The following is a 17,693-nucleotide window of genomic DNA, read 5'->3' on the forward strand; positions in this document are numbered from 1 at the left end:
CTCCCCTCATGACTTGACCTTATGTCAGACCTTCACGCCAATCGGCTCAAGCGGCTGCACGTTGCCGCGTATAGGCAGCTCCCGCCGAACCGGCTGCGCCCATTTAACCGCATTAACGATGACGCGCTGAATCGCCGGGTTATGGTAGGTCGGATACGTTTCGTGACCGGGTCTAAAATAAAACACCTTGCCGCTGCCGCGCGTATAAGCGCAGCCGCTTCGGAAGATTTCGCCGCCCTCGAACCAGCTTGCGAAGATAAGCTCATCCGGTGCCGGGATATCGAAATGCTCGCCGTACATTTCCTCTTCCGGCAGCTCGATATATTCCCCGATTCCTTCGGCGATCGGATGTCCCGGCGCAACAACCCAGAGACGCTCCTTCTCGTCGGCCTCGCGCCATTTCAGGCTGCAGCTTGTTCCCATCAGAGCTTTGAAAATTTTAGAATAATGACCGGAGTGAAGAACGATAAGCCCCATGCCGTCCAGCACGCGCTGGTACACCTTGCCGACGATCTCATCCTGTACTTCGTCATGCGCGAGATGGCCCCACCAGATCAATACGTCGGTATTCGCCAGCAATTCATCGGTAAGTCCATGCTCCGGTTCGTCCAAAGTCGCCGTTCCCGCTTCCATCCCCGCTTCGGTCAAAAAGCGCGCAATAGCCTGATGGATGCCATCCGGATAAATCTCCTTCGCCTTGGGGTTCGTCCGTTCATGGCGATTCTCGTTCCATACGGTTACTCGCAGTTTGTCAGTCATCTCTTGTTCCTCCCAGCATGATCTATAAAAAAGCTAAAGCTGCCCTGCAGTCCGTACGCAGGGCAGCAGCAAAACATTATTTGATGTTCATGTAACGTTCATAAGCGTCATTGTAAATCTTGATCAGCTTCTCAAGGCCCATATCGTTCAGCTTCTTGACGTAAGCATCCCACTCCTGGTCGATGCCGCCTTTGGTCACCCATTTGGCGCGGGTGCTCTTGATATAGCTCTCGATATCCGTAATGAGCGTTGGCAGCTCGGCGTATTCTTCCTCGGTGTACATCACGTCCGGGAACGGCTGCGTGACATATTCCTTGCCCAAGCTGTCGAGCTCAAGCTTCAGACCGTCACCGCTTGTTGGATCAAGCTTGATGTTCTTCTCGAACTCGGGGCTGACGTATTTCGGTCCAAAATCCCGCAGGGAGCTGTCCCAGTACCAAGCGTCCGCGCTAGTGCCGTCCGGCGGATCCATCAGCGTATAGGTACCGTCGGCGTTTTTCTCAACGGAGGTGCCAATCGCGCCCCAGAAGTTCTGGATGCTTGCTTCTCCGGTATAGAACTGGTCAGCCCAACGCGCCGCAACCTCCGGATGCTCGTTCGAGGTTGTAATGAGCACCTCGTTACGGCGAATGCTTAATCCGTTCGGATCGCCAATCTGATATTTCTTGCCGTCCGGCCCGGTAATCGGCGCGATGGTCTCATACTGCTTGCTCCATTGGCCAAATACCGCGTCCGGCGTCCATTGGTACGAGAATCCAACAAGCGCGGCGTCCGGATTTTGCCGCTTGGCCGTCAGCATCGTATCGTCCTGCGTGAACGTTTCTTTATCGATCAGCCCTTCGGAATACAATTTATTCGCCCAGGTAATAGCCGCCTTATAGGCTTCCGATGTCGGGAAATATTCCGGCTTGCCGTCCTTCAGCACCATATGGTTGCCGCGGATATCCGTAATGCCGAATGGCGCGAACAGGTTCATGTCCAGGTCCTTCTGATCGCTGTACGGAATCTCGTCAGCCTTGCCGTTGCCGTTGGGATCCTTCTCCTTAAACGCCTTCAGCACCGTATATAATTCATCAAGCGTTTCAGGCGCCTTCAGTCCCAATTTGTCCAGCCACTCTTTGTTGATAACCGGCTGTACGGAAGAATACGGCCGCGATGGCAGCCTTGCGGGCAGCGAGTAGATTTTGCCGTCCGGGAACGTACTCAGCTTCTTCAGCTCCGGCATTTCGGCCATGGCCGCTTTCAGATTCGGCATATATTTGTCGATATAGTCGTCAAGCGGACGGAAAATGCTCAGGTTATTCACGATATCGGAATCCCCAAACGCCAGGTCGCCGATGATAACATCCGGCATTTTTCCGCTTGCCAGCATAACCGACTTTTGGGCGTCCCAATCGCTCGAGGAAATGACCTGCCAATTGATTTTGACATTCGAATTCTTCTCCAGCTCCTGAAGCCAGGCGTTCTTCTTGAACGTATCTCCCATGTTGCCCCAACGGATCGTAAGAACGTCCAGCGTTACCGGCTTATCTACAATCGGAAGGCCTTCCGCATGAAAGTTGCTGCCCGCTTTGCCGCTACCCGTGTTATTGGATGCGGCGGCATTATTGGTCTCCTTACCACTACTGCAGCCCGCAAGCACCGTGGTGCCCAATACGGAAATCAAAGCGAGGCCGGACAGCATTTTTCTCGTATTTCTCTTCGAAATGGTTGTCATGTATAAATCCCCCTCTAAAAGGATAATGGCCATTCATCCACAGCTTGCTTATTCCTTCACGGCGCCGATCATCACCCCCTTGTTGAAATGCTTTTGCACAAACGGGTAGATGCACATAATCGGAACCGTAGCGACGATAATGACGGAATACCGCAGCAGATTGGCAAGGCGCAGCGCGATTTGGGCCGCTTCCCCCGTACCAAGCGCGGTCTGCATCTGATTGGTGACCAGAATATCTCTTAAGATCAGCTGCAGCGGGTATAAATTCTTATCTTGCAGATAGATTAGCGCGTTAAAATACGAATTCCATTGACCAACGGCAAACCATAAGGCCAATACGGCAATAATCGGTTTCGAGAGCGGCAGTACCATCTGAGCATAAAAGCGCAGGTTCCCGCAGCCGTCGATTTGCGCGGCTTCCCATAACTCCGTCGGAATGCCCGTCCGGAAGAACGTACGCGCTACGATAATATCAAAGACGGCAACCGAGAAAGGCAGCACCATGACCAGAAACGTATCGTACAGATGAAAATCGCGGATCGTCAGAAACGTAGGCACTAGTCCCCCGTTGAAGAACATGGTGAAAATAAAGAAGAGAGACAAAAACTTGCGTCCGACCAGATCCTTTCTCGACAGGGCATAACCTGCCGACACGTTGACGATAAGGCCAATCAAGGTACCCACAACCGTATAAACGATCGTGTTCCGGTAGCCGATCCATATATTCGAATGATTCAGTAATTCCTTATAACCATCGACTGTAAACCCTTTCGGAAATAACCATACCTTTCCGTTCCCCACAGCCGAGGGATCGCTGAAGGAAGCGATGATAATAAAGTAAAGCGGATATAACACAATGATAAGGACAATCGCGGCCCAAATATAGAGCAGGATCTCCAGCAGTTTATCGCTGTTGCCCGATTTTTTCGGTTGAATGGCTAAATTCGCGGCAGCCTCCATAGCTGTTCGGCTCCTTTCTAAAATGAATGGCGAAACCATTCATACTTCGTAAGCATCCGCTTACCAAAGACTGTTCTCGGAGTATTTTTTCGATATCCAGTTGACCAGAATTAACAGTGTGAAATTAATAACCGTATTAAATAGATTGATGGCCGCCGAGAAGCTGTATTGAGAACTGAGCAGCCCGATTTTGTACACGTAAGTAGAGATGACTTCGCTGCCGCCTATATTTAGGTTGTTTTGCAGCAGATACGCCTTCTCGAAGCCAACGCCCAGCAGTCCGCCGATCCGCAGGATCAATAAGGTTACCGCTGTCGGGATAAGCATCGGAATATCGATGTAGCGGATTTTCTGCCATCGGCTGGCTCCGTCCACGGTTGCCGCTTCGTATAGGCTTGGACTAACGGAGGATAACGCAGCAAGATAAATGATGCTGTCCCATCCCGTATGCTGCCATACGTCCGACCATACATACAGGCTGCTGAACATGCTGGCCGAGCCCATCAGGTTTGGCGCTTCGGCGCCGAATAACCGGTAGATGTTGCCGATCAGTCCGTTCCCCGGCGACAGCAGGATCATCATGAGACCCACGATAACGATAGTGGAAATAAAATGCGGCATGTACGTAATCGTCTGGAATACCCGTTTGAACCGGTTCTGCCGCAGCTGATTCACGAGAATGGCGAATGCAATCGGAAGAGGAAAGGTGACAAAGCTGTACAAGCTGATGAATACCGTGTTCTTAATGGTGACCGTGAATTGGTAGGAATGAAAAAACTTCTCGAAATATTTGAACCCTACCCAGGGACTATCCATAATGCCAAGCGCCGGTTTGAAATCTTTAAAGGCAATAATGACCCCGTACATCGGCTTGTAAGTAAAACAGAGCAGCAGCACGACAGCCGGCAGCAAGAGCAGGTATAAACCCCAGTTTCTGCTGATTCTCGTTACGTAACGATGCAGATTACCGCTCGATGAACTGTTTATCAAGAATGTGTACCTCCCTTTGCTGTTGTGATTGACTTCAGTATACGTGCTGACGATAACGGGATTTGGACTTCATGGATGCAAATTCCGGACATTCGGATGCAAAAAGGACCGATTTCTGTCTTAATGGAGACTCACCGCTTGGGCTGACCTACAATCCAGACTTTTTGCTGTAACTATTCGGACTTTCGCTCTTTTAAGGGGATGCAACCGGTTGCAATTTCGAAACCCAAGGCTATAATTATCTGACACATGATTTTGCTTTCATAGAGGTTGATAGCGGGGAGTTGCGAGGCATATGACCAAACCGTCGGAGAACAAGCTGTATCCGATTCAGCATTACGTCAAAATCATTCTCGTCATTTCGTTTACCGCGCTGATTTTGGATTTTATCATCAGCTTTGCGTCGATCACGATCGTTAAGCAGCAGTCCGCAAGGGATTTGAGGGATACCGCTTATTTGTACATCAACCGGATTAACAGCGACTTTTCCTACATTAATCATTTCATGGGCTGGACGCTGGCCAACGACGAGAACGTCAAAATGATGGAAACCCACGACACGAACGAAACGGAATTCATCAAAGCAAACGACGCGTTGTACAGGCGGTTCGTCGAGCTTCAGACCAGCTATGACAAGAGCTATAACTTCTTTATCTTCTTCAAGAAGAAGAACGTGATGCTCAACATTGCGCCTATGAAGGCGACCTACAAGGAATACCAGCAATTGCAGCATCAGATTAATGTCTTCATCAAAGATAAGGTCATCTATGAGAAGTTCTATTCCCGTTGGTCGACCATTCAGCTGGCCGGAAAATTTTATATCGTTAATATCGTGCCTTACCACGACAGCTATATGATCTGCCTGATCGCGGCGGACGATCTGATCCGCCCGCTCCGCCAGATTAATCTGGGCGAGAATGGATACGCCTCCCTGCGTGCCGAAGACGGCAGTCTAGTAACCAGCCCCATCTCGAATAAAGGCAAGCTGCTGAACATCGCGCGGGAGCAGGACCGTTCCTCCGTCATGAACACTCTCCAGACCCGAACGACGGTTAACGGCGAGTTCGATAACGCCTCTTTCTTCGTGAAGCTTGTGATCCAATTCGGCGCGTTTGAGAAAATCATGATCGTTCAGCTGCTTATTATGCTGCTGGCCGTTATAGTCGCCTGCAGCCTGAGCTTCATCATGCTGTACTTCAAGAACAAGGTGCTGCAGCCGATCAAGAGCTTCTCCTACAATCTTGCCTTCTGGGCGGAGGATGGGGAGCCGCTCGACAGTACGGGCAGCAAGATTGTGGAACTGGAGAAAGCCAATAAACAATTTGCTCAGCTCGTTAACCAGATTAAAACCTACAAGATCGATATTTACGAACGCGAGCTGGAGAAGCAGCGTATTCAGCTGGATTATATGAAGCTGCAGATCAAGCCGCATTTTTTCCTGAACTGCCTGACGACGATTCACAGCATGGCGCAGATGGATATGACCGAGGAAATCCAGCAGATGGCTTTGTCCACCTCGGTGTACTTCCGCTATATTTTCCAGAACGGTCAGGATTTTGTCCGCCTGGAGGACGAAATCGAGCATGTCCGGGTTTATCTCGAAATCCAGAGGAACCGCTACCGAAGCTCGTTCCTGTACCGGATTGAACAAGAGGAGTCGACGCGGGATGTCCCGATCCCTCCTCTCGTGCTGCAGACCTTTATCGAGAATGCGATCAAATACGCGGTGTCGCGGGAACACGAGGTGCTTATTACGCTGACCGTTGAGAGGCGGATGACGGAGGAGCAAAGGATGACCGTCATCCAAATTACGGATACGGGGCCTGGTTTTCCGCCGGAGATCTTGGAGAAGCTGCAGCTGGGAGAGCCGCTTGATCAGACGCTTGGCACGCAAATCGGTATTATGAATACCGTTCAGAGGTTGAAATACCTGTATGGAGAGCTTGCGCAGATCGACTTCGATAATCAGCTTAACGGCGGAGCCTCCGTTACCCTCTATCTTCCGGAGCTTCCGGCCAATTCGAATGAAACGGGAGTGTAGCTCATGAATGTATTGCTTGTTGATGACGATTACTTTGTCGTAACCGCGCTGGAGAAGAAGATTGACTGGGCTTCGCTTGGCATCGAGGGTGTCTATACGGCTCATAACGTCGCTCAGGCTCGGGAGATTCTGATGAAGCATAAGGTTCAAATTCTTGTATCCGATATCGAAATGCCGCAGGGAAGCGGTCTGGAGCTCTTGGCGTGGATTCGCGAGGAGAACTACAATGTGCAGGCGATCTTCTTAACCAACTACGCCGACTTCAATTACGCGCAAAAAGCGATCGAGCTGCGCAGCTTCGAATATTTCCTGAAGCCGATCCAATTCGATAAGCTGATGCTTATTATCCGAAAAGCCGTTGAACGGGCGCAAGAACAGCAGCAGCAGGAAAAAGCCATTCAAGAGGGTTATTACTGGCAGCGCAATCAAGCGAAGATGCTTGAGCACTTCTGGCGCAAGCTGATCAGCGGCAGCGTCTCCTTCCCTCTTAAGGCATCGGATATTCTGCTTGCCGTTGAGGAGCAGCATCTTTCGTATGACCGTAATGATCTCATTCAGCCCGTCCTGCTTAATCTGTTTCCTTATGACGGCAGTATGGGCGTTGAGGAGAAAAATCTTTTCGACTTCGCGCTGCTTAATGTCCTATACGAGCTGTTTCAGCATCCTCAATTTTCAGTGGAAACGGTACTGGAATACAGCGCTTATAACTGGATCGCCGTGCTCAAATGGAAGGAAGCCTCCGACTTGCAGACGCTTGACGGGCTTTGCGCCGCCTTTATCCAGCAGGCGAATCGCTCGCTGAAATGCGATGCCTGCTGCATCGTCGCCATGTCCGGCAGACTTGAGGGCATTAGCCCGGTCATACGCCAGCTGCTGGAGCGCAATCAGGATATCGCCAAGCGGCGCAATCATATTTTTTTCGTGGAGCATGGTCTTCGGCAAGCCGATGAATCGTATCAACCGCCGGAGCTGACCAAGCTGGAGGAGCTGCTGGAGCGGAACCTGCCGGATGAATTCCTGCAAGAGACAACCCGGTATTTAAACGAGTCGGTGCATCAGAATCTTTTCTCCACCTCAATTCTTAGCTTGTTCCGGCTTGATATGATGCAGCTTGTATATGCCTTCCTAAAGTCAAAGGGCATTCAGGCGCATCAGTTGTATACGGGTAAAACCAATGAACGGCTGCTCGCCCATTCCCTCCATTCCATTGAGGATTTGGAGGCTTACTTGAAGTATCTGGTCCACACGGCCATGGAATACCGCGATTTCGCCGAGCAGCCTAAATCCGTTGCCGATGACATCAAACAATATATCCATGCTCATTACGGGGAGGATTTGACCCGCATCAGCCTGGCCGAAATCGTCTACCTTCATCCCGATTATCTGGCCAGACTGTTCAAGAAAGAGACCGGCGTTTCCCTGGGTACGTATGTCATTAGTGCCCGAATGGAGGCAGCTAAACAGCTGCTCCGCACGACCAATCTGTCGGTATTCGCCGTGGCGAAGAAGGTTGGCTATGCCAACTATTCGTACTTCGCAAAGGTCTTTAAGCAAGAGGCTGGCGTTACGCCTAACGAATATAAGCAGGACGGTTAAGGAATCGCGTGAACGACTTACCCTTGAAATTGAAACAGCGACTGCCATGGACGAGAAAATAAAGTCCTAGACTGTCGCTGTTTTTATTGAACTATCGTTCTCCGTTTTGGCTTAAAAATTTCATTAAATCATTACTCAGCTGCACAATCTCATTGTTAGCGTTATTCGCGTAATCCGGCAACATCATATCCCTCACCATTTTAGTTCGTAGCCATGCCATAAAGAAAAGATCCAGCAATAAGTTTGGAAATTTAAGAACCATTTTAAGCATTGGCGGGTCAATTGAAACGCCAGCTTTTTGTATGGCCCTTAGATACGCTTTTAAAGTGACTGTTATTTTGCGTGCCGTCTTTCTGGTTCCGGCTGTTTTTTTGTCAATAATCTTATTCTCAGCATGCAAAAAGCTCAGCATGGCAATGTCTGATACGGAATGCGTGATTAGATACGCTTGCATATCCTTTTTAATAACGTAGGGAAGCTTTGCTGTTTTAAATATTTTTGCTAGGTTTTCTATGCGTTCTGTCACTACGCCATTCATTTCTCCGAATGCAGTTGCCGCTATAATCTTGGGTAGGAATCGGGGATGCAATACTCCGTCTTTAATCTGTCCGCCGAATCCCGGAAAGGCTGGCAATAGTCTATCCCCTACGATATCCAGCCACGAAGAAAATCCAATTGAATTACTAGTCATCGTAACTATATTTTTGCTTTGATTATCTTTTAGCGCTAACAATGCTGATTCGGACCGATCATAACGAACGGTAACGAAAATAAAATCGTATACATCGTTATTTTCGAGCTTATCAATAACATTCACTTTTATCGATCTAACTGTACCTTTTTCTTTATATTGCAGACCATTTTCTCTTAATGATTGAAATCTATTGGAATGTGCAAACAGGCTAACGTCAAACCCTGCTTCAATAAGCTTAATTGCGTACATGCTCCCGATGACGCCTGCACCAAAAATTAAAATTCTACCTTGTTTTGCTGACATTAAAACCACCCCTACTTATTAACATTCCTTTTTGATTATCAGACAACGTGTTGTATGATGTGATCATAAATCTTTATTATTCCTTGATCAACCATCAGTTTTTTATGATTTGTCGGATGATATTCTTATTCGCTAGCAGGAGGGAACCATGAAAAAGCAACCCCTAATAACGGAGAAAACAAGACAAAAGTTTGTAGAGGTTTTTTGCGAGTTGTATAGCCAAAAGCCGATTGAGAAAATTTCGGTTCAGGAAATTACGAAGAAGTCAGGATATAACCGCAGCACTTTTTATCAATACTTTACCGACATTTACGAATTGTTGGACTCTGTTGAAAATGATTTATTGAATGACTTAAAAAAAGAACTGGCGAATAAAGAGCTATCGATGCATACGGTTCAAGAAACGCTCTATTGTCTGGACAAAAGAGAACATCTCCTGGTTCTTAACGCCCTTTTGGGCGATTACGGAAGTGCCCGTTTCTTAAAACGCTTAAAAAAAGAAATCTCTTTGGATCAATTGGAATTAAACGTTCCGCCAAACGATTCCTTAACGCCATACTTCATTGAGTTTTACCTGACAACTTCCCTTTCCTTATTTCGTCTTTGGCTCCAGCGTCAAAAGGATTTATCGTCAGAAGATTTTCTCAAGTTAGTGGAGAACCTGTATTCAAGCGGGATTAACCCCTATTTAAAAAAATGAGTCTGTCATTCAAAACTAGCGTGCGGCGCATCGTTAAGACAACAAAGAGGCTGCCAAATGAGGCAGCCTCTTTCCGTTTTTATAATCAAATTACTCCTTAACCCCGCCAAGCGCTACGCCCGCGATAATATACCGGGATAGCAGGAAGTAAATGACGAATAGCGGCAAAGCCGTTAACGCCAGACCCATATAGATCGAGCCAAACTCCGTCTTGTAGATATCGCCCCGGAGCAAGCTGACCATGACTGGCAGCGTATACTTTGATTTATCCGTGAGCAGGATGAGCGGCATAAACAGGTTGTTCCAGCTTGCCACAAAAGCGAAGATCGCTTGCGTCGCAACCGCCGGCATCATAATCGGAATGATGATTTTATTGAAGGTTGCGAACTCGCCGGAGCCGTCAATACGCGATGCTTCAACAATCTCCAGCGAGAGGGTTGCGAGCAAGTATTGGCGCATGAAGAACACAATGGCCGGCGCTGCTATCGCAGGCAGAATCAGCGGCAGGAAGCTGTTCGTCCAGTGCAGCTGGTACATGAATTGATAGAAGCCAATCGCGCTTGCCTGCGCCGGAATCATCATCACGCATAGGATAAACGTGAAGAACGTTTGACGCCATTTCCAGTTGTACACAACAAGCCCGTAGGCTGTCAAAGAAGAGAAATATACGGCGCAGACGGTTGATGTAGCCGAAATAATGAACGAGTTCAGGAACCCTTTTAACGGATCGAAGCTTTTGCTGGTCAACACGTCCCAGTTGGTCTTGAGATGCGTGGATGGAATCAGTGACAGGCCGCTTTGAATCTCCGCCGTAGAACGCGTTGCATTCACGAACATCACCCAGAATGGAAGGATGCTAAGCAGCGCAAGGCCAATGCAGACAATATAGATAATCGTCTTGTTAATGCCCCGGGAGACCGTTGCTGTTCTCTCTATTTTCGCCATCCCTCACACCCCCTTTGCCGCTGCTTTTGCAGCTTTCTCTTGCAGCTTTAGCTGCTTTCTAAGCTTCGCTTCGCCGCGGTCGCGCATCAGATAGAACAGGAGCGCGGACAATACGGCCGCTATGAGGAACATAATCATGCTTGCCGCTGCGGCTTTGTTGTACATATAGGCTCCTTTGAACGCCTGCCCATAGATGAACACCGATGTCGTCAGCGTGGCATTGTCCGGACCGCCCGCGGGAGTGATGAACAGCTGTGGAATATCGAACATTTGCAGTCCGCCGATCATGGAAGTAACAAGCGAATACAGCAGGATTGTCCGGAGACTTGGCAGAGTCACGCGGAAAAAGGTTTGCGTACCCGTTGCTCCGTCAATGGCCGCCGCCTCAAAGAGTGCCGGGTTAATCCCCATTACGCCTGCGATCAGAATAATCATCGTATTGCCGTACCACATCCAGAACTGGATGAAAGAAACAATGCCCCTTGCCGTGTTCTTATCCTGCAGGAATTGAATCGGTGCGTCGCTCCACCCCAGTGCATGGAACAAGCTGTTGACAGGGCCCATCGGATAAGCGAACAAGGTGCTGAAAAGCACGGCGATTGTACTCGCCGTGATAATATTCGGCATGTAGAGCAGAACCTTAAAGACGCCTTGCCCTTTAACATTGAGGCGTCTATTGGTGAACCAGGCCGTAAGCAAGAGCGCAAGGCCGATCTGCGGAATGAAGTTTGCAATCCAGAGGACAAAGGTGTTCACAAGAGACTGTTTGAACGAAACGTTGTTGAGAATCAGGTCTTTAAAATTCCCAAACGGATTATCCAGAATATGAACCGGCTTTGGGATAACCCCTTTCATATCCGTGAAACCGATAAAGGCCGTGTACAGCGTAGGATACAAAGAGAAAATAAGGAACGCTAGTATAAAAGGAATACTGAAAATATAGCCGTATTTCGAGTAATTGACTCCCTTGCGGCGCATGCTCTCACCCCATCAATTGATATAAAGGGGCGGGATCATGCTCCCGCCCCTTGGCGCCTATTATTCGCTTTCGATACCGAGCTGGTCTTTAACCGTTTGCTTGAAGTCTTTCAGCGCGGCTTCGCGGCTCTTGCTGCCGGAAGCGTACGCACGGACTTGGTCGCGCCAGATCAGGTTGATCGATTCGTCGTATTGAGTCAGGTTTTTGCCCGTTGCGTTTGCGTTAGCCGGAACAAAGGCGTCAAACATGTTTTGTCCGCCGAGCAACGCCACTTCGCCGTTCGACTTCGACATAACGACGGAGGAAGCTACGCTATCCTTCGTGCCTTGCTCGCCTTCCTTCATCGTGCCGTTCGCCCAGTAGTATTGGAGACCTGTCTCGGAAGTATCAAGAGTAACCCAATTGATGAAGTCCGCTACCGCTTTCTTCTTCGCGTCGTCCTTCGTTACGTCTTTGTTGGCGAGCAGCCATGTGCCACCCCAGAAGAAGCCTGTTGGCGGTTCGGTAACTGCCCAGTCGCCATTCGTATCCTTGACTTGATCCTTCATAACGTAGTTAATAAGCCATGCCGGACCAAAGAAACCAAATACCGGTTTTGCGCCCGCGCCGGACATATCCGCGTACCAAGCTTCCTGCCAGTCCTGCGTTCCGTTGCTGTAGCCGTTGTCTGTCAGCTTTTTGGAGAAATCAAGGAATTGCTCGCGTTTAGGATCGATGTGCAGCTTGCCGTCCACAACCCAGCCTTTGTCGGAGCTGTTCTCGATTGGATGCCAGATGTCGCCGTCGCCGGATACAATCGCGTAGCCTTTAGCTTTCAGCTTATCAGCTGCCGCGAAGTATTTATCCCAGCCCGGGCCAACTTCGTTCTTGATTGCTGCCGGGTCATCCGTTCCGAATACGTCCTTGGCAATCGAACGGCGATAAATAAAGCCGCCGCCGGTTGCTTGGTAAGCAAGACCTTTCAGCTGGCCGTCCTTCGAGCCGATATCAACGGAGTATTGGGCAATACCCCCGTCTTTCACCATTTGATCAGTCAACCCCAGGTCCGCATAGTTAGCGGCATAAGTGGAGGCGTCGCCTTGCGTGTATTTCAGTACAAACGCCGCTTCAGCAGCGTAAATGTCCGGAGCGTCTTTGCCGCCGCCGGCCAGAGCCTGGTCAAGCGCAGGCTGATAAGCACCGTCGGTTGTTGCGATTACGGTTGTTTTGAACTCTACGTTTGCGTCTGGGTGAGTTTCGAGATACTTTTTGGTCATGTTCGGAATCTCATCCGTGAAGCTCCAGAGATTGATCGTGACTTTCTTGCCGTCGCTTTTCGCCGGTTCCGTTGATGCTGTCTCAGATGCTGTCGGGCTTGGGCTAGATGAGTTTGCGTTCGAATTCGAGTTTGAATTTGAGTTTCCGCCGCATGCCGCGAGAGCCGTTGTCATCACAAGCAGTGTGGAGATCCCCATTAAAGCACGTTTCATTCGTTTCATACTTTGCCTCCCTTTTAATGATCCTTGTTTTTTTGTGCGTTATTTTGTAACCGCATTCATAATTATAGGACCAATAAATGGCAGGCGTAAGGAATCCATTATTGGGAAAAATTCCACTTTTATTGGTTTTTGTTCCCAAAGTAGTAGGAACGCGGTAATAAAAAAGGTACCCCCGTCGAATGGACGATAGGTACCTTGTCATGTTTAGTTACAGCCAATAGATCAACGGTATGCAAAACAGCGGCGTCAGGATGCTCGACAGCCCCATGGCAAAGGCGCTGATGCCGCCCTGGATTTCGGAGTCGCGCATTATGCGCGCCGTGCCGATGCCGTGTGCCGCCGTCCCCATTGCCGCACCAATCGCTAGATCGCTGCGGAACTTCAACATTTTGAGTATCATAGGTCCAATCATACTGCCAAGAAGACCCGTCAGTACGGCAAATACGCCAGCCAGCTCAGGCGTTCCGCCTAGCAAATCCGCAACTTCTATCGCAATAGGCGTTGTGACCGATTTTGGCAGCATGGTGAGCATGATCTGTTTGGAACCGTGAAGTAGACTAACGATCCCCCATACCGCAAGCAGCCCGCATATCAATCCGGCGCTCACGCCTATAACAATGGGCATGAGCTGATCTCTCAGCTTTTGAAAGTTTTTGTAAAAGGGAACAGCTAGAGCAACCGTAGCCGGCCCGAGGAAAAAGGTAATGATATCCCCTCCCGCTTGATAGGCCTCATAAGGAATATCAGTAAGCAGCAGCAGTAGAATAATGCCTCCCGAGGTAACAAACAAAGGGTTCAACCATTTATAGCGGCTATTAAGAAGCTGAGCTCCCACATAAAATAATACGGTGATCGTAATGCCAAACAACGGCTGTTGGAACCAGGCTTCATTCATAGGTGCGTTCCTTCCCTTTTCCGGTTTGCCATGCTGTAATGCCGGCTGTGACCAGGATGACAATCAATGTGCTGGCAGAGAGTGCAACCGCTATGGCTAGCCACTCTTCTCCGATCACGCCAAAGAACATCATCGTGCCCACGATAACGGGCGCAAAAAAGATCATCATATGCTTCAGAAAAAATTGTGCCGTCTCTTCAATCCAGGCCAGCTTCACCCAGCCTGCAAAGAGGCTGATGACAAGCAATACCATTCCGATGACGTTCCCCGAGATTGGCACGGACAGCAGGGAATGTATCGCGTTGCCCAATAGCGTGTACCCCAGCAATATAGCTAATCCTCTCATAGGTTAGTTCCCCTTTTTCGTATAAGTGCTAATTACTAGCTTACCAGCAAGGTGTTTAACGATAAAGAGGGACCGTCTCAAAAGGGGTTCGCTTGCTAGAGAGACGCTCGCCTTAGTGAATTAGCGCTGCAGAGGGTTATCCCTGCAGCGCTATTTTTCGATTTTGCTCCTTTACAGCTTTCTTCAGCAAATTGTGGGCAAGCGTCCAGATAAGCAAAATTTTCTTCACTCCCATAACCTGCGTCTGCAATGCTGGTTTCTGACCCCCTTATTTGCGGCTGATTTCGCCTGCATGGCTCTAAGGAGCCAGTGATATTGTAAACCGGTGCGATCAAAAGAGAGTGAAGCTGCCTCATAAAATAGTGAGTCATATCGCTGAAAAACGTGCGATTTGAGCTCATACCGATGCAATAGTGAAGCTAGACTCATAGTTAGTGAGGGTGAACGTGCGAATAAGGAGGAAAACCTCACTATAACTGGAAGTGAGACGATTTAGCCAAGCCATTCGGCGGAAAGCCTCATAAATAATGAGGTTTTCCGCCGATTATAGCGGGTTCCAAGTTTGGACCAAATAAATAGGGGCCGTCCCAACGTCATTTTAATGACTAACGAGACAGCCCCTCTTTCGTGAACCTCCTATTTATTTAAAAGCTAAATATTTTGCCCGAGTCTCCGGTGTGATCATCTTTGGACTTCTTTCGAGCAACAGATCAGCATCCTTAAGAGCCTCAGCCGGCAAGTTTCCGGCATTAACTTCGCTGATAATATGAGACATTTTCGTGTACTCGTCTCTTGAAATAAGCTGGTAATCCGGCCCTTTCATATACTGCTCTCTAACAGAAATAGATAAGTCGATTAAACGACCTTCTCTTTTAAGTAATGGTCCGGCGTCTTTAAGAGCAGATACAGGAAGCTCTCCTTTATTAACTGCAATAATTATGTTGCTCATTTTCTCATAGTCTGTTTTTGATATATTCGTGTTTGTAGGAATCAACTCCCCCTCAAGAAGGGTCTCATAGTCATCTACAACAAGCTTACCTTTCTTCTTGACGAATGTAACAGATTCCACCGTCTTATAATAGGCCGGTTCGCTGGTTAGCGTGACATAAGTAATAACGGCATTCATTCCGTCGACTCTGCTCCGGTAATCGATCACCCAAGGGCTCGAAACCCCTATATTATAATTCCAGTCCTCGCCGCCTCTGATGATTTGTTCCTGTACGAACTTTTCTTTCGCATTTGCGGACATCATGTCATAACGGGGTTTCCCGTCCCGCGACTTAAGCGCATCCGCCCAAACCGTAGTGAGGTTTTCTATCGCGGCATCCGTTGCGTGCGTGGCTTCTTCCTTATGCTTTTCCTCCGAGCTTGCATTGGTTAATGCGGCACCCCCTAATAACAAGAGCACGATAACCCCAACAAACGACCACTTATAAGAGCTTTTTACGGGTGAAGCGATCATAATCAGTCTCCTCTTAAGCTCTTTTTTATTCCCCAATATACTTACAGCCCCTGCCAAATGAATGGGTTTAGTAAACAGCTCTAACAGTTTGATTATCGTTAAGGCGTACTCCTTGGACTCCTCCGGCTTAACTCTCGATAAAGCCAATGCGTCACAGGCTAATTCCTGGTCTACCCGCATTTTGTGATAGGCATACCAGAGGAACGGATTAAACCAATGCAGCGCCAGCAAAATGTTCATGCCCCCATTCATGGCAATATCATTTCGGCGTACATGCGACAGCTCATGCAAAAACACATGCCGCAGCTGCGCATCGCTTAACGTTGTTAAAGCCATGTTGGGCAATAACAGCTTTGGTTTAAGTAACCCGAATAAGGTAGGACTGGATACTCGATTCGTCTGTATTAACGTGATCCTTCGACGCAGGCTCATTTCTTCTTTACAGCTCTCAAACAATGCAGCAATGTTCGGATCCGTTATGGCCTTTTCGCCTTTTAACTTCTTAGCAAACCGTAGATTGGCCCTGAACATAATACCAAGAAACATAACGGTACCAACCAGCCAAACGACTGAGGCGACTTGCAGGGGTGATGCCGGTTTTTTAATCGTCGGATCCCTTTGAACAGTTGTTAATGCATCTTGGGGCGATTGAGTTAATTGCGTTGGGTTTGCTCCTTCAATTTCCGGTTTCACTGCAGGAGTGATTGCCGTTTCGTTCGCGGCTGCAAAATGATTCCTCTCTGCAAATAGATGAAAGATATTGTACATGCTGAACGAGCTTTCGGGTGTCCACGGCAGCACTAGCCGCAGAATCAAGAGAAGCCACAGCAGATAACCCCATCTGGGCTTTAATTTATCTCTAAGCAACCATTTCGCAGCTAAAATAAGAACGACCAGAACGCTGGCCATCAGCGAGGCAGACAGGATCCAGGCAAAAAAGTCGGAAAGACGAACGGTCATCTTTCTTATTCCTTTCTTTCGTCCAGAATGCTTTTCAGCTCATCAATATCTTCTTTAGACAATTTCTCGTATTTTAAAAAGTTAACCAGCATCGGCTTCAAAGCAACGCTTCCGTACAGCCGTTTCAAAAAGGATTCCGTTTCGGCCCTTGTTGTTTCATCTTCCGTAACCAATGGAGAATAGACATAGGGTTTGCTGTTTGAATCCAAGGTTATGACTTCTTTTTGAACCAGCCGGGTAAGCAGGGTTCTAATGGTTTTGGGGCTCCAATCGTTAACGCCTGCCAAAGCCTCAATCACCTCGCTTGCGCTCATCGGCGATTTCGTCCATAACACTTTCATGACTTCCCACTCCGCATCGGAGATTCGCGACATCTCTTTCATTGGTTCCTGCCTCCACTTCTCGACTACATATGTAATCAATATTACGACTGTAGTCAATACTACAATTGTAATCAAGCGTTGTCAAGCCTACTGCGATGCATGTAAGCAAGCTAGACTTCCATGCGATTAACATTCAACCCCGCAAATAAATCACATAAAAAAAGATACCTATCGTAAAATAACGATAGGCATCTTATGTTAACTTCGGCTAGTAGCAGCCTTATTCCCCTCCACCATGATCCCTCTGTAGATTCCGCCCTTCAGTCCGGCTGGGGCTTTCGAGGAATAAATCTTTAGTTCATCGGGATCAACCGTCTTCTCCCGGATAAAAACAACGTAAGCCTTCATCGAATTGTCCCCTCTCCTCACTCTCCTGTAATGAGGATAACTCCATAAGGTATAATCGTAAAATTTGTATTATTCATCGTATTCATAAATCAAATTCATATAGAAGCCATCTGAACTCCAGGCTCGTCTTACGGCTT

At 48.4% G+C, this 17,693-nt stretch carries 16 protein-coding genes; 3 read left to right on the forward strand and 13 right to left on the reverse strand.

Annotated features, from left to right (window positions below; genetic code table 11):
- Positions 1 to 24 precede the first annotated feature (24 nt).
- The 4 genes from PJDR2_RS28050 to PJDR2_RS28065 form a co-directional block, all read right to left on the reverse strand.
- Positions 25 to 759, reverse strand: a complete 735-nt coding sequence (locus PJDR2_RS28050; protein ID WP_015847134.1) for a ThuA domain-containing protein — start codon at positions 757 to 759, stop codon at positions 25 to 27.
- A 76-nt stretch (positions 760 to 835) separates the two neighbouring features.
- Entirely contained in the window at positions 836 to 2,476 is a 1,641-nt protein-coding gene (locus PJDR2_RS28055) for an extracellular solute-binding protein (RefSeq protein WP_015847135.1), read from the reverse strand.
- Positions 2,477 to 2,524: 48 nt separating this feature from the next.
- Positions 2,525 to 3,436, reverse strand: a complete 912-nt coding sequence (locus PJDR2_RS28060) for a carbohydrate ABC transporter permease (protein WP_015847136.1) — start codon at positions 3,434 to 3,436, stop codon at positions 2,525 to 2,527.
- Positions 3,437 to 3,496: 60 nt separating this feature from the next.
- Positions 3,497 to 4,426: an ABC transporter permease gene (locus tag PJDR2_RS28065; RefSeq protein WP_015847137.1), complete on the reverse strand. Its 930-nt coding sequence runs from the start codon at positions 4,424 to 4,426 to the stop codon at positions 3,497 to 3,499.
- 295 nt (positions 4,427 to 4,721) lie between these two features.
- On the opposite strand from PJDR2_RS28065, the gene PJDR2_RS28070 reads away from it, so the two are divergent.
- A complete protein-coding gene (locus PJDR2_RS28070) occupies positions 4,722 to 6,467 on the forward strand; it encodes a sensor histidine kinase (RefSeq protein WP_015847138.1) in 1,746 nt (581 codons plus the stop codon).
- Positions 6,468 to 6,470: 3 nt separating this feature from the next.
- Positions 6,471 to 8,063 (forward strand): response regulator transcription factor, encoded by a 1,593-nt coding sequence (locus PJDR2_RS28075; RefSeq protein ID WP_015847139.1) that lies wholly within the window; start codon positions 6,471 to 6,473, stop codon positions 8,061 to 8,063.
- Positions 8,064 to 8,154: 91 nt separating this feature from the next.
- Here the strand turns inward: PJDR2_RS28075 and PJDR2_RS28080 are convergent, their stop codons facing one another.
- A complete protein-coding gene (locus PJDR2_RS28080; protein WP_015847140.1) occupies positions 8,155 to 9,060 on the reverse strand; it encodes a ketopantoate reductase family protein in 906 nt (301 codons plus the stop codon).
- Positions 9,061 to 9,208: 148 nt separating this feature from the next.
- Here PJDR2_RS28080 and PJDR2_RS28085 point away from each other — a divergent pair, with 148 nt between their 5' ends.
- Positions 9,209 to 9,760 (forward strand): TetR/AcrR family transcriptional regulator, encoded by a 552-nt coding sequence (locus tag PJDR2_RS28085; protein WP_015847141.1) that lies wholly within the window; start codon positions 9,209 to 9,211, stop codon positions 9,758 to 9,760.
- Positions 9,761 to 9,850: 90 nt separating this feature from the next.
- Here the strand turns inward: PJDR2_RS28085 and PJDR2_RS28090 are convergent, their stop codons facing one another.
- The 8 genes from PJDR2_RS28090 to PJDR2_RS33330 all read right to left on the reverse strand — a co-directional run bounded on the left by PJDR2_RS28090 (position 9,851) and on the right by PJDR2_RS33330 (position 17,556).
- The gene (locus tag PJDR2_RS28090; protein WP_015847142.1) at positions 9,851 to 10,705 is read right to left on the reverse strand and encodes a carbohydrate ABC transporter permease; all 855 of its coding nucleotides are present in this window, start codon (positions 10,703 to 10,705) and stop codon (positions 9,851 to 9,853) included.
- A 3-nt stretch (positions 10,706 to 10,708) separates the two neighbouring features.
- Positions 10,709 to 11,683: a carbohydrate ABC transporter permease gene (locus PJDR2_RS28095; protein WP_015847143.1), complete on the reverse strand. Its 975-nt coding sequence runs from the start codon at positions 11,681 to 11,683 to the stop codon at positions 10,709 to 10,711.
- Between the two features lie 60 nt (positions 11,684 to 11,743).
- Positions 11,744 to 13,162: an ABC transporter substrate-binding protein gene (locus tag PJDR2_RS28100; RefSeq protein ID WP_015847144.1), complete on the reverse strand. Its 1,419-nt coding sequence runs from the start codon at positions 13,160 to 13,162 to the stop codon at positions 11,744 to 11,746.
- A gap of 208 nt (positions 13,163 to 13,370) precedes the next feature.
- Complete coding sequence (locus tag PJDR2_RS28105; protein WP_015847145.1) at positions 13,371 to 14,057, reverse strand: LrgB family protein; 687 nt, start codon at positions 14,055 to 14,057, stop codon at positions 13,371 to 13,373.
- On the reverse strand, positions 14,050 to 14,403 hold the full coding sequence (locus PJDR2_RS28110; RefSeq protein WP_015847146.1) for a CidA/LrgA family protein: 354 nt from the start codon (positions 14,401 to 14,403) through the stop codon (positions 14,050 to 14,052). Before PJDR2_RS28110 ends, PJDR2_RS28105 begins: the two co-directional genes overlap by 8 nt.
- A 640-nt stretch (positions 14,404 to 15,043) precedes the next feature.
- Positions 15,044 to 16,825 carry a M56 family metallopeptidase gene (locus PJDR2_RS28115; protein WP_015847147.1) on the reverse strand — a complete coding sequence of 594 codons (1,782 nt, stop codon included), beginning with the start codon at positions 16,823 to 16,825 and terminating at the stop codon, positions 15,044 to 15,046.
- Positions 16,826 to 16,830: 5 nt separating this feature from the next.
- Positions 16,831 to 17,208, reverse strand: a complete 378-nt coding sequence (locus PJDR2_RS28120; protein WP_015847148.1) for a BlaI/MecI/CopY family transcriptional regulator — start codon at positions 17,206 to 17,208, stop codon at positions 16,831 to 16,833.
- Positions 17,209 to 17,406: 198 nt separating this feature from the next.
- Positions 17,407 to 17,556 (reverse strand): hypothetical protein, encoded by a 150-nt coding sequence (locus PJDR2_RS33330; RefSeq protein WP_015847149.1) that lies wholly within the window; start codon positions 17,554 to 17,556, stop codon positions 17,407 to 17,409.
- Between the last annotated feature and the right edge of the window lie 137 nt (positions 17,557 to 17,693).

This window comes from Paenibacillus sp. JDR-2 (genome assembly GCF_000023585.1).
Classification (GTDB): domain Bacteria; phylum Bacillota; class Bacilli; order Paenibacillales; family Paenibacillaceae; genus Pristimantibacillus.